At 67.9% G+C, this 11,700-nt stretch carries 14 protein-coding genes; 5 read left to right on the top strand and 9 right to left on the bottom strand.

Annotated features, from left to right (window positions below):
- Window positions 1–397 (top strand): acyl-CoA dehydrogenase family protein (locus tag FK531_RS21985; protein ID WP_494338136.1); only part of this gene is annotated, 397 nt, incomplete at its 5' end.
- Between the two features lie 40 nt (window positions 398–437).
- Here FK531_RS21985 and FK531_RS21980 read toward each other — a convergent pair.
- The 3 genes from FK531_RS21980 to ctaD form a co-directional block, all read right to left on the bottom strand.
- Window positions 438–878 (bottom strand): group III truncated hemoglobin, encoded by a 441-nt coding sequence (locus FK531_RS21980; RefSeq protein ID WP_142103315.1) that lies wholly within the window; start codon window positions 876–878, stop codon window positions 438–440.
- Entirely contained in the window at window positions 875–1,321 is a 447-nt protein-coding gene (locus tag FK531_RS21975; protein ID WP_142103314.1) for a hypothetical protein, read from the bottom strand. Before FK531_RS21975 ends, FK531_RS21980 begins: the two co-directional genes overlap by 4 nt.
- Before the next feature lie 181 nt (window positions 1,322–1,502).
- Window positions 1,503–3,245 carry an aa3-type cytochrome oxidase subunit I gene (gene ctaD, locus FK531_RS21970; RefSeq protein WP_142103312.1) on the bottom strand — a complete coding sequence of 581 codons (1,743 nt, stop codon included), beginning with the start codon at window positions 3,243–3,245 and terminating at the stop codon, window positions 1,503–1,505.
- A gap of 360 nt (window positions 3,246–3,605) precedes the next feature.
- Between ctaD and FK531_RS21965 the strand changes: the two genes are divergently transcribed.
- The 4 genes from FK531_RS21965 to FK531_RS21950 are packed head-to-tail and all read left to right on the top strand — an operon-like array spanning window position 3,606 to window position 6,807.
- Window positions 3,606–4,334, top strand: a complete 729-nt coding sequence (locus FK531_RS21965) for an amino acid ABC transporter ATP-binding protein (protein WP_142103325.1) — start codon at window positions 3,606–3,608, stop codon at window positions 4,332–4,334.
- A gap of 16 nt (window positions 4,335–4,350) precedes the next feature.
- Window positions 4,351–5,181, top strand: a complete 831-nt coding sequence (locus FK531_RS21960) for a glutamate ABC transporter substrate-binding protein (protein WP_142103311.1) — start codon at window positions 4,351–4,353, stop codon at window positions 5,179–5,181.
- 25 nt (window positions 5,182–5,206) lie between these two features.
- Window positions 5,207–5,893: an amino acid ABC transporter permease gene (locus FK531_RS21955; RefSeq protein WP_142103310.1), complete on the top strand. Its 687-nt coding sequence runs from the start codon at window positions 5,207–5,209 to the stop codon at window positions 5,891–5,893.
- Window positions 5,890–6,807 (top strand): amino acid ABC transporter permease, encoded by a 918-nt coding sequence (locus tag FK531_RS21950; RefSeq protein WP_142103309.1) that lies wholly within the window; start codon window positions 5,890–5,892, stop codon window positions 6,805–6,807. The genes FK531_RS21955 and FK531_RS21950 overlap by 4 nt, the downstream gene beginning before the upstream one ends.
- Before the next feature lie 89 nt (window positions 6,808–6,896).
- On the opposite strand, the gene recX is transcribed toward FK531_RS21950, so the two are convergent.
- From recX to FK531_RS21920, 6 genes are all read right to left on the bottom strand, one after another.
- Window positions 6,897–7,475, bottom strand: coding sequence for a recombination regulator RecX (recX, locus tag FK531_RS21945; protein ID WP_142103308.1), 579 nt, complete (start codon window positions 7,473–7,475; stop codon window positions 6,897–6,899).
- 4 nt (window positions 7,476–7,479) lie between these two features.
- Window positions 7,480–8,517, bottom strand: a complete 1,038-nt coding sequence (recA, locus tag FK531_RS21940; protein WP_142103307.1) for a recombinase RecA — start codon at window positions 8,515–8,517, stop codon at window positions 7,480–7,482.
- 206 nt (window positions 8,518–8,723) lie between these two features.
- Window positions 8,724–8,918 carry a DUF3046 domain-containing protein gene (locus FK531_RS21935; RefSeq protein WP_142103306.1) on the bottom strand — a complete coding sequence of 65 codons (195 nt, stop codon included), beginning with the start codon at window positions 8,916–8,918 and terminating at the stop codon, window positions 8,724–8,726.
- Between the two features lie 22 nt (window positions 8,919–8,940).
- Window positions 8,941–10,089, bottom strand: coding sequence for a glycosyltransferase (locus FK531_RS21930; RefSeq protein WP_142103305.1), 1,149 nt, complete (start codon window positions 10,087–10,089; stop codon window positions 8,941–8,943).
- A 25-nt stretch (window positions 10,090–10,114) separates the two neighbouring features.
- Window positions 10,115–11,098, bottom strand: a complete 984-nt coding sequence (locus tag FK531_RS21925; RefSeq protein WP_142103304.1) for an LLM class F420-dependent oxidoreductase — start codon at window positions 11,096–11,098, stop codon at window positions 10,115–10,117.
- A gap of 72 nt (window positions 11,099–11,170) precedes the next feature.
- Window positions 11,171–11,692, bottom strand: a complete 522-nt coding sequence (locus FK531_RS21920; RefSeq protein WP_142103323.1) for a DinB family protein — start codon at window positions 11,690–11,692, stop codon at window positions 11,171–11,173.
- Window positions 11,693–11,700: the final 8 nt, after the last annotated feature.

Raw genomic sequence — 11,700 nt, 5'->3', positions numbered from 1 at the left:
CGCGATCACCGGTGTGCCGATCAAGGAGGATCCGTACGTGCTGTACGCGATCGGTGACGCGGCGGCGGAGATCGCGGCCTCGCGGGCGGCGATCCTGGAGACGGTGGACCGGTTCTGGGACATCACGGAGAAGGGCCAGGCGGTCAGCTTCGAGCAGCGGGCGATCGGTCGGCGCACGCAGACCGCGGCGGCGTGGCGTGCGGTGCGTGCGGTGGACGAGATCTTCGCTCGCTCGGGTGGCGGTGCGCTGCAGATGAAGACGCCGCTACAGCGGTTCTGGCGGGATGCGCATGCGGGTCTGTCGCATGCGATTCACGTGCCCGGGTCGATCTTCCACTCGTCGGCGCTGACCCAGCTCGGTGGCGAGCCGAAGGGCGTCCACCGCTCGATGATCTGAGTCTCCCGGGGGATCGGTTGACGTGGAACAGGGCGGCCGCTCACCGGCGGCCGCCCTGTTCCGCGTTCGACCCGATCCGCAGCGCCTCTGCCGCCACACTCGGCAGTCCGGAGAGACGACGGTTCATGGCGGTCGCGATCCCGGTGCCCTGCACTTTGGCGCGATCGGCTCGCGGTCCGGCGTACATCTCGTCGACGGTCGCGCGCCACAGCGTCAGCCAACGGTCGAAGTGCGGGGCGCCGAACGGGTGCCGGGTCCGTACCCGCTCGTGCACCCGCAGGGCGCTGCCCCGGTACGGCCCTGCCCCGAAGAGCACGGTCTCCCAGAAGTCGCACATCACGGGCAGGTGCGACTCGAGCCCCTTGTCCCTGACCTCGGTGAACGGCTCCGCGAGCAGGTCGTCCACCAGAGCGCGGCCGTAGAAGCGGCGCAACAGCGCCTCGATGTCGCCGCGAGTCTCGATGTCTGCGGTGCGACTCACAGGACCGCTCCGGCGATCGCGTCGGCCAACGTGATCGCGGCGGCGATCAGCAGCACGACCTTGACCAGTTCGAGCGCCACGTACGCATAGTGCATACGCGAGCGCGGCGCCTGCTCGCCCGCCAGTATCCGGTTCGACCGGCGGGTGAGCGGCGGACGGACCACGAGGACCTGGACGGCAAGGACCACCGCCACCGAGGCGACCAGCACCCAGGACGCGACGCCCGGACCGACGATCGCGCACGCGACGAGCAGCACGACCGCGAGGACCGCCTCTAGGGTGTTGAGCGCGCGGAACACCAGCCGGCCGATACCGAGACCCGAAGCGAGGGTGACACCGGGCGCCCGGAACTTCAGCGGCGTCTCGACGAACGAGATGGCCAGCACCATGCCCAGCCACAGCATCGGCAGGAACAGCAGCAGATAGCGCGCGACCTCGGTCATGCGCGGACCTCCTCGGGGCGACGGATGCACGGAGACAGAATGTTCGCATGACTATGCAGCGCGGGCATCTCACCCCCCTGTCGCGGACACACCAGTTCTGCGCGCGCGACGCGGGCGTGTCGGCGACAGCGGGTGTGTACGGAAGCGGTGCTCGCGGATCGAGGTGCGAGTGATCAGTACCTCAGTCCCCCGCGCCGACCCGCGACTCGGCCAGCGCGGCGGACCGGTGACCGCGGGTGCCGACGTGCGACTCCGCCCGCATCCGCTCGACCATGTGCGGGTAGTGCAGCTCGAACGCCGGGCGCTCCGAACGGATCCGGGGCAGCTCGGTGAAGTTGTGCCGCGGCGGCGGGCAGGTGGTCGCCCACTCCAGGGAGTTGCCGTAGCCCCACGGGTCGTCGACCGTGACGATCTCGCCGTAGCGGTAGCTCTTGAAGACGTTCCACACGAACGGCAGCGTCGACCCGCCGAGGATGAACGCACCGATCGTCGAGATCGTGTTCAGCGTGGTGAACCCGTCCGAGGGCAGGTAGTCGGCGTACCGACGCGGCATGCCCTCGGCGCCGAGCCAGTGCTGCACCAGGAACGTGGTGTGGAAACCGATGAACGTGGTCCAGAAGTGCCACTTGCCGAGCTGCTCGTCCATCAGGCGCCCGGTCATCTTCGGGAACCAGAAGTAGATGCCGGCGTAAGTGGCGAACACGATGGTGCCGAAGAGCACGTAGTGGAAGTGCGCGACGACGAAGTACGTGTCGGTGACGTGGAAGTCGATCGGCGGGCTGGCGAGCAGCACGCCCGAGAGGCCACCGAACAGGAACGTCACGATGAACCCCAGCGAGAAGAGCATGGGGGTCTCGAAGGTCACCTGGCCCTTCCACATGGTGCCGATCCAGTTGAAGAACTTCACGCCGGTCGGAACCGCGATGAGGAAGGTCATGAACGAGAAGAACGGCAGCAGCACCGCGCCGGTGGCGTACATGTGGTGCGCCCACACGGCGATCGACAGCGCCGCGATGGACATCGTCGCGAACACCATGCCGGTGTACCCGAACATCGGCTTGCGCGAGAACACCGGGATGACCTCGGTGATGATGCCGAAGAACGGTAGTGCCACGATGTAGACCTCGGGGTGGCCGAAGAACCAGAACAGGTGCTGCCACAACAGGTTCCCGCCGACACCCGGGTCGAAGATGTGCGCGCCGAGGTGCCGGTCCACGAGCAGTCCCATCAACGCCGCGGTCAGAATCGGAAACGCCAGCAGCACCATGATCATCGTGATGAAGATGTTCCAGGTGAAGATCGGCATCCGGAACATGGTCATGCCGGGTGCCCGCAGGCAGATCACCGTGGTGATCATGTTGACCCCGCCCAGGATGGTGCCGACGCCCGCGACCGCGAGGCCCGTGATCCACAGGTCCGCGCCGACGCCCGGAGAGTGCAGGGCATCCGTGAGCGGGCTGTAGGCGGTCCAGCCGAAGTCCGCCGCGCCGCCGGGAGTCAGGAATCCGGACATGGCGACGAGCGCGCCGAACAGGTACAGCCAGTAGCTCAACGCGTTCAGCCGCGGGAACGCCACGTCGGGGGCGCCGATCTGCAGCGGCAGGATGTAGTTCGCGAACCCGAACACGATCGGCGTCGCGTAGAGCAACAGCATTACCGTGCCGTGCATGGTGAACAGTTGATTGAACTGCTCGTTCGACAGGAACTGCATGCCGGGGACCGCGAGCTCCGTGCGCATCAGCAGGGCCATCAGGCCGCCGACGAGGAAGAAACCGATCGACGTCACGATGTACAGGATCCCGAGCACCTTGGGGTCGGTGGTCGTCACCATCTTGTAGAGGGCCGTCCCCTTGGGTCCGAGCCGCGCCGGATAGGGACGCGTGGGTCGGACCTCGAGGTCCGGGTTCGGCCGCACGGCCGTCATCGCGCACACCCCTGCGGACCCGCCGGACCGGCAAGCGGCCTCGACGATGCGGGACGGCATCTCACGGACTTCGCGACCTGATACGGCATCGTGCCCCCTCGGTTGACCGATTCGCACTCGCTCCCAGTAAACACCGATCGACAGCGTCCCGGGCCACGATCGCCTCCGCCTCGCGCCGACTTTTCTCGGGCCGTGGGTGCCGCCGAAACGCTGGAGTCGGAGGTGTCAGTAAAGATTCCATTACGCCACGCGGCGGACCACGCAAAGGATGCGGTTCGCCGCGCACACCACATAGGGTCACCAACTATGACGAACGCGGGTGAATCGGGGGCTGGCGTGTCGACCGCCACCTCCCCCACCATGATCTCGATGACCGCGGTGCAGAAGCACTACGGCGACCTGCACGTGCTGCGCGACATCGACCTCGAAGTGCCGACCGGGCAGGTCGTGATCGTGCTCGGCCCGTCCGGGTCCGGCAAGTCCACCCTGTGCCGGACGATCAATCGGCTCGAGCCGATCGACTCCGGCACCATCGCGGTCGAGGGCAAGGTCCTGCCCGCCGAGGGCAAGGCGCTGGCCGCCCTGCGTGCCGACGTCGGGATGGTTTTCCAGTCCTTCAACCTGTTCGCGCACAAGACAATTCTCGAGAACGTGATGCTGGCCCCGGTGAAGGTGCGCAAGAAGAGCAAGGCCGAGGCGAAGACGCGGGCACTCGAACTGCTCGAGCGGGTAGGCATCGCGAACCAGGCCGACAAGTACCCGGCGCAGCTGTCCGGCGGTCAGCAACAGCGCGTCGCGATCGCGCGGGCGCTGGCGATGAGCCCGAAGGTGATGCTGTTCGACGAGCCCACCTCCGCGCTCGACCCCGAGATGGTCAGCGAGGTGCTCGACGTGATGACCACCCTCGCCAAGGAGGGCATGACGATGCTGGTGGTCACCCACGAGATGGGATTCGCCCGCAAGGCCGGCGACCGGGTCATCTTCATGGCCGACGGGGCCATCGTCGAGGACACCACCCCCGACACCTTCTTCACCGCACCGAAAACCGACCGCGCCAAGGACTTCCTCAGCAAGATCCTCGGGCACTGAGCGACAGGGCAATCCGGTGAGACTTCGCAAGACGATTCCGGCCGTGGCTGCGCTGCTCGCGGCCGCGCTGACGCTGTCCGCGTGCGGCAGCAGCGAACCACGCGACGTCCTCGGCGACGCCGCGAACGGTCACCTGATCATCGGCACCAAGTTCGACCAGCCCGGCCTCGGCCTGCGCGAGCCGGACAAGACCATGACCGGGTTCGACGTCGAGGTGGCCAAGTACATCGCCAACTACCTGGGCGTGCCCGAGAGCGGGATCACCTGGCGCGAGGCCCCGTCGTCGCAACGCGAGACGTTGATCAAGAACGGCGAGGTCGACTACGTCGTCGGCACCTACTCGATCACCGACAACCGCAAGAAGGTCATCGACTTCGCCGGCCCGTACTACGTCGCGGGACAGTCGCTCCTGGTGCGCGCCGACGACGACTCGATCACCGGGGCCGAGTCGCTCGAGGGCGGCAAGAAGCTCTGCTCGGTGGCCGGGTCCACCCCGGCGCAAAAGATCAAGAAGTCGTACCCGGGCGTGCAGCTGCAGCAGTTCGACAGCTACTCGTCCTGCGTCGAGGCCCTGCACCGCGGCAAGGTCGACGCGCTGACCACCGACGACATCATCCTCGCCGGCTACGCGGCCCAGTACCCCGGCGAGTTCAAGCTCGCCGGCAAGCCGTTCACCACCGAGCTCTACGGCGTGGGACTGCCCAAGGGCGAGACCGAGGCCCGGATGAAGATCAACGACGCGATCACCGAGATGATCGACTCGGGCGCCTGGCAGGCGGCGTTGGAGAAGACCATGGGTAAGTCCGGCTACCCGCTGCCGCCGCCACCGACCGTCAACCGCTACTGACCCACCGCATCCAAGGGAGGTGAACATGGGACACCTGCTCGACACGTACGGCCACCAGTTGGTCAGTGCCTTCTGGACCACGATCCAGCTCACGTTCTGGGCCGCGATCGGCTCACTCATCTGGGGGACCCTGCTCGCAGCGATGCGGGTCTCGCCCGTGCCGATCCTTCGCGGGTTCACCACGGTCTACGTCAACATCGTCCGCAACACCCCACTGACCCTGATCGTGATCTTCGCGTCGGTCGGGCTGTACCAGAACCTCGGCGTGGCATTCGCGCCGGAAGGCGACCCGGCCTTCATCGACCACAACAACTTCCGCCTCGCCGTGCTCGGATTCATCGTGTACACCTCGGCGTTCGTCTGTGAGTCGCTGCGGTCGGGCATCAACACGGTGCCCGTCGGCCAGGCGGAGGCGTCCCGCTCGCTGGGCCTGACGTTCAGCCAGGGCATCCGACTGATCGTGCTGCCGCAGGCATTTCGCGCCGTGGTCGCCCCGCTCGGCAGCGTGCTCATCGCACTGACCAAGAACACCACCATCGCCTCCGTGATCGGCGTCGCCGAGGCCTCGCTGTTGATGAAGACGATGATCGAGAACGAGGCGGATCAGTTGTTCGTGGTGTTCGCGATCTTCGCCATCGGCTTCATGGTGCTGACGCTGCCGGTCGGGTTCCTGTTCGGCTACCTCGGCAAGCGGTTGGCGGTGAAGCGATGACCACGCAGGCGAGCGTCCTGTACGACATCCCGGGTCCGCGTGCTCGGATCCGGAACCGGCTCACTGCCATCGTCTTCGGGATAGTCCTGATCGCGGTGGCGCTGTACGTGATCCGGGTCCTGGCCGAGAACGGTCAGTTCGACGCGGACAAGTGGTCGCCGTTCCTGAACCACTTCACCTGGACCACATACCTCCTACCGGGCCTCAAGGGCACCCTGATCGCGGCCGGCCTGTCCATCGTGTTCGCACTGATCCTCGGCGCCGTCCTCGGCATCGGCAGACTGTCCGATCACCGCTGGGTGCGCTTGGCGAGCGGGGCGGTCGTCGAGTTCTTCCGGGCGATCCCGGTCCTGATCCTGATGATCTTCGCTTACCAGGCGTTCGCGCAGTACGGCATCTTTCCGTCGAGCCAGCTCGCACTCGCTGCGGTGGTCGTGGGGCTGACCCTCTACAACGGGTCGGTGATCGCGGAAATCCTTCGGGCGGGCATCCTTTCGCTGCCGAAGGGCCAGACCGAGGGAGCTGTCGCCCTCGGCCTGCGCAAGGGGCAGATGATGCGGCTGGTGCTGTTGCCGCAGGCAATCACCTCGATGTTGCCGGCGCTCGTCTCGCAGATGGTCGTCGCGTTGAAGGACTCGGCACTCGGCTACCAGATCGGCTACGTCGAGCTCATCCGCAGTGGTCAGCAGGCGGCCTCGTACTACCGCAATTTCTTCGCGGCACTGGTCGTGGTCGGGGTGATCATGATCGTCATCAACTTTGCGTTGTCGAGCTTCGCGACCTGGCTCGAGAAGCGGCTGCGCACCGGACGCCGCGGTGGCAGGCCGCCGATCGCACCACTGGACACCGACGTCATCGAGGGTGCGCCCGGTATCGACGACATCATGGACTTCACCGACAAGCGGACCGCCTGAGGGGATCTGCCCCGCTGACGAACGGCCCCACAGCCAACTGACCCCGCCCGGATCGGATCCCGGCGGGGTCAGTTGCTGTGTGCGTGCTGTCAGTCGACAGACAGTCCGTCGGTGTCGGTACCGGCCTGCGCGAGTTCGGTTTTCACCACGTCGAAGGCCATGCCCTGCGGATAGCCGCGACGGGCGAGCATCGACACCAGTTTGCGCACCGCGCGGTCGCGTTCGCTGCTGCGACCACCCGGACCGTCCACCGGGAAATCCAGCGACATGGTGCGGAGCTTGCGCTGGACCAGTTCAGTGGCGCGGTCACGCTCGTCGTCGCCGTCGATCTGGTCCAGGGCGGAGGCCGCGACGTCCGGCGCCACACCCTTGGTCCGCAGCTCCATCGCCAGCGCGCGCTTGCCCTTGCCGGAGAACGTGTGCCGAGAGTGCACCCACTGTGCGGCGAATGCCGCGTCGTCGATCAGTCCGACCGCGGTCAGCCGGTCGAGGACCCGCTCGCTGACCGCGTCGTCGTATCCCTTGTCCGCGAGCTTCTTCGACAGTTCCGCGCGACTGCGCGCCCGGTCCGTCAGGAGGCGCAGGCACAGGTCCTTGGCCTGCACCTCCTGAGCGGCGGGAGTCGGGGTCTGCGCGGCGTCCGGCCGCGCAGCGGATCTCGGTGACACGGGGCTAGAAGTCGACCGGGGCCGCGTCCTCGGCCGTCACGTCGGCACCGATCCCCAGCTTCTCCTTGATCTTCTTCTCGATCTCGTCGCGAATGTCGGTGTTCTCCAACAGGAACTTGCGGGCGTTCTCCTTGCCCTGCCCCAGCTGATCGCCCTCGTAGGTGAACCAGGAACCCGACTTGCGGATGAAGCCGTGCTCGACACCCATGTCGATCAGCGAGCCTTCCTTGCTGATCCCGTGACCGTAGAGGATGTCGAACTCGGCCTGCTTGAACGGCGGCGCCATCTTGTTCTTGACCACCTTGATGCGGGTGCGGTTACCGACCGCATCGGAGCCGTCCTTCAACGTCTCGATTCGGCGGATGTCCATCCGGACCGACGCGTAGAACTTGAGCGCCTTACCGCCGGTGGTGGTCTCGGGCGAGCCGAACATCACGCCGATCTTCTCGCGCAGCTGGTTGATGAAGATGACGGTGGTGCCGGAGTTGCTCATCGCACCCGTGATCTTGCGCAGCGCCTGGCTCATCAGGCGCGCCTGCAGACCGACGTGGCTGTCACCCATCTCGCCCTCGATCTCGGCGCGGGGTACCAGCGCCGCCACCGAGTCGACGACCAGGATGTCGAGCGCACCGGATCGGATCAGCATGTCCGCGATCTCCAGTGCCTGCTCACCGGTGTCCGGCTGCGAGACCAGCAGCGCATCGGTGTCGACGCCGAGCTTCTTCGCGTAGTCCGGGTCGAGCGCGTGCTCGGCGTCGATGAAGGCCGCGATACCGCCGTTGGCCTGGGCGTTGGCGACCGCATGCAGGGCCACGGTGGTCTTGCCGGAGGATTCCGGACCGTAGATCTCGATGACACGACCGCGCGGCAGACCACCGATGCCGAGGGCCACGTCCAGCGCGATCGACCCGGTCGGGATCACCGCGATGGGCTGACGCGACTCGTCTCCGAGGCGCATCACCGAACCCTTGCCGAAGTTCTTGTCGATCTGCGCCAGTGCGAGCTCGAGCGCCTTGTCGCGATCGTGTGCCTGTGGTGCCATCGGGTTCTCCTTAGTCAGCAACTCGGGTCGGCCGGGCCATGCTCAGCGATCTGGGTGATCATGCTCGGCGATCTGGGTGATGTCGTCACCGTAGAGGGAGGCACCGACAAACTCTGCCGACACGACCTGACGAACACTCCCCCAGTGTAGGCGAACACCTGTTCGAGTCAATTGCCAGGCCCGGCGCGTCGCCGGACATCCGGGCACTACCAGCGGTGTCGGGGCACCTCGAAATCGGCGCACAGCGCGCGCCACACATCGCGCGGTTCACGGCCGTCCTCGATCGCCTGGGCCGCGGTCTTGCCGCCCATGCTCAGCAGTACGTGGTCCACCAGCAGCGACTCGCCGTAGAGGCGGCCGAACTCGCCGTGTACCAATTCGTTGAACTCGGTCAGTCGCACAACGCCACGGTAGCGCGACCGCTCACCCGACCGCCGCCCTGCACACCGCGACCGGATCGGCCACCGCGGTGCTCGACGCCGCCGCCTTCGCGGCTGCCGCCGCGAAGCCCGGGTCGTCGAGCACCCGCAGGACCGCCTCCCGCAGCGCCTCGGCCCCGAGCGGCCGGACCACCACCGCACTGCCCTGCCGCGCCGCCCGGTTCGCCAGCTCCCACTGGTCCCCTCCGCCGGGCACGACCGCCGCGGGCCGGCCCGCGAGCAGGGTCTTCGCCAGCATGCCGTGGCCGCCGCCGCAGACCACCGCCGAGGCGGCCGCGAGGAGGGCGTCCTGACGGCCGAGACCTGCCCGCGCCCAGGACGGCAGATCGGCGGGCGGGGTGTCGAGCATCGAGGCGACCACCCGCACCCCGGCCCCGTCCAGTGCCGTCAGCGCGGTCTCGAGCATCCCCTCGGCGCCGGTGAAGGCGGTCGACGGGGCGATCATCACCAGCGGGTCGTCGCCGGGCGGCGGGTCGAGCAGTTCGGCCGTCGGCTCCCACAGCAGCGGACCCACCACGTGCGCGTTCTCCGGCCAGTCCGGTCGCGGCACCTCCAGCGCGGGCAGCGTCGCGATCAGCCGCGCGACCGGCCCCGGATCCTGGGCGGGCAGCCCGACCGTGACACGGGCGTCGGAACGCTGACGCAGGCCCTGCTTGATCGACCGGCCCGTCGCCGCCCGCATCATCGCGTCCCGGGCCCGACCGCGCACGCCCTCCCCCGGCGCGAGTCCACTGCCGATCGGCGGAAGGCCCTTCGACGCCGCGTAGAGCGGGTGCGGCGACAGCTCGACCCACGGCACGTCGAGTCGCTCGGCCGCCATCCCACCGCCCGCGGTGAGGATGTCCGAGACCACCAGGTCGGGCAGCATCGCACTGAGGTCCGGCAGCACCTCGGTGGAGATGTGCGCAGCCCGCGAGTGGATCCGCTGGCCCGCGTCGAGGTCGTCGTCCTCCGGCCGCGGCGCCAGCCCTTTGAGCTTGCGCGCGGTGAGCCCGGCGGCCCGGGCCGGCTCGAGCCAGCGGTCACCGGTGAACAGCACCGGATCCTCGCCCGCGGCAGCGAGTTTCAGGCACAGCGCGATGGCGGGGAAGGCATGACCGGGATCGGGACCGGCGACAACGGCGACTCGCATCCGATCAGGGTGCCACAGCCCCCACTCAGCCCGTCACGAGCGGGCGCAGTGCAGCGCCCGCCAGCTCCACGATGCCGGGCTCGTGACCGTTGGTCACCAGGTTCACCACGATCCCGTCGACCCCGTGGTCGAGGACCCGGGTCTGGATCTGCTCGGCCACCTCGTCGGGACTCCCGACGAACTGACGGTCGGTGGCGGCGGCGCGGGCATCGTCGGGCATCGCGTCGAGGTCGATGCCGCGGGAGAGCAGGAACTCACGCTGGAGTTGCCGGGCGCGGTCGCCGTCCTCGTCGATCATCACGAACGCCAGGAAGCTCGTCTCGAGCGTGTCCCGGTCGCGGCCCGCCTCCGCACAGCGCTGGGCGAGCGCGTCGAGCTTGCGAGGCAGTTCGGAGGCATTGCAGATGATGTTGAGGTGGTCGGCGTATCGGGCCGCGTACCCGAACGTCTTCTTCTCGCCGCCGCCGCCGAGCAGCACCGGCAGGTCGTCACGAAGGCGCGGCTCGTTGATGGCGGTCTCGGTGCGGTACCACTTGCCCTCGACGGTCGGCCGCTGCCCGCGCAGCATCGGGACGATGATCTCGAGGGCCTCCCCGAGCCGCTCGAACCGCTCGGTGAAGGTCCCGAACTCGTAGCCGAACTGCTGGTGCTCGAGCTCGAACCAGCCCGCACCGATGCCGAGGACCGCGCGTCCTCCGCTGACCACGTCCAGGGTGCTGACGGTCTTGGCCAGCATCGGCGGGTTGCGGTAGGTGTTGCCCGTGACCAGCGCGGACAGCTGGATGTCGGTGGTGGCCATCGCGAGTCCGGCGAGGGCCGTGTACGCCTCGAGCATCGGCTCGTCGGGTTCGCCGATGCCGGGCAGTTGATAGAAGTGGTCCATCACGAAGGCGGTGTCGAAGCCGGCAGCCTCCGCCTCGCGGGCCTGGGCGACGACGGTGGGGAACAGCTCCCGCACCGGCGTCCCGTAGCTGAAGTTGGGCATCTGGTATCCGAGTCGAATGGCCATGTCGCCCAACGCTACTCCGCACCGGCGTCACCCGCCGCCGCCCGCGAGGTATGCGCACTTTGCCCGGTCGGGTCAGAACTCCATGCCGGCGTCGACACCCATCGTCATCGTGGTGTTCGCGCCGTCGAGGCACTCTCGGATGATGTCGGCGTGTCCGGAGTGGTGGGCGGTCTCGCGCAGGATGTGCAGCAAGACCTTTCGCGCGGACCACCATTCCCGCTCGGGCGCCCACGGCGCGGTCGGCATCGGCACCTGAAGGTCCAGGTCCGCGAGGCCGGCGACCGCCTCCTCGGTGACGCGGGCGACCGCCTCGTAGTCCGCGAGCAGCGACGCCAGGGTCTCGTCTTCGCCGACGGTCCAGGACTCGGTCGCCGTCGCCATGTCGAACTCCGCGTTCTCGTCGCGCTCGAGCATCGTCTGGACCCAGTTCCGTTCGGTTCCGGCGACGTGCTTGAGCAGCGCCAGCAGGGTGAGTTCGCTGGCCGTCGACCGGGCGCGCGCACCCGCGTCGTCGAGACCACGGAAGGTGATGAGGAAGGTCCTGCGCTGATCGGCGAGGAGTTCGAGGATGTCGGACTGCTGCGAGGTCGTCATGGCGGTGG

The organism is Rhodococcus spelaei (assembly GCF_006704125.1).
GTDB lineage: Bacteria > Actinomycetota > Actinomycetes > Mycobacteriales > Mycobacteriaceae > Rhodococcus_G > Rhodococcus_G spelaei.
Note: the sequence above shows the minus strand (reverse complement) of the source record. Positions and strands in the feature narration are given on the sequence as shown.

What these genes read in the sequence shown, in the direction of transcription:
- recA (WP_142103307.1), bottom strand. Translation starts at nt 8,517, where the DNA reads ATGGCACCACAGGCACACGATCGCGACAAGGCGCTCGAGCTCGCACTG.
- FK531_RS21975 (WP_142103314.1), bottom strand. Translation starts at nt 1,321, where the DNA reads ATGACCGAGGTCGCGCGCTATCTGCTGCTGTTCCTGCCGATGCTGTGG.
- FK531_RS21950 (WP_142103309.1), top strand. Translation starts at nt 5,890, where the DNA reads ATGACCACGCAGGCGAGCGTCCTGTACGACATCCCGGGTCCGCGTGCT.
- FK531_RS21955 (WP_142103310.1), top strand. Translation starts at nt 5,207, where the DNA reads ATGGGACACCTGCTCGACACGTACGGCCACCAGTTGGTCAGTGCCTTC.
- FK531_RS21920 (WP_142103323.1), bottom strand. Translation starts at nt 11,692, where the DNA reads ATGACGACCTCGCAGCAGTCCGACATCCTCGAACTCCTCGCCGATCAG.
- FK531_RS21930 (WP_142103305.1), bottom strand. Translation starts at nt 10,089, where the DNA reads ATGCGAGTCGCCGTTGTCGCCGGTCCCGATCCCGGTCATGCCTTCCCC.
- FK531_RS21965 (WP_142103325.1), top strand. Translation starts at nt 3,606, where the DNA reads ATGATCTCGATGACCGCGGTGCAGAAGCACTACGGCGACCTGCACGTG.
- FK531_RS21925 (WP_142103304.1), bottom strand. Translation starts at nt 11,098, where the DNA reads ATGGCCATTCGACTCGGATACCAGATGCCCAACTTCAGCTACGGGACG.
- ctaD (WP_142103312.1), bottom strand. Translation starts at nt 3,245, where the DNA reads ATGACGGCCGTGCGGCCGAACCCGGACCTCGAGGTCCGACCCACGCGT.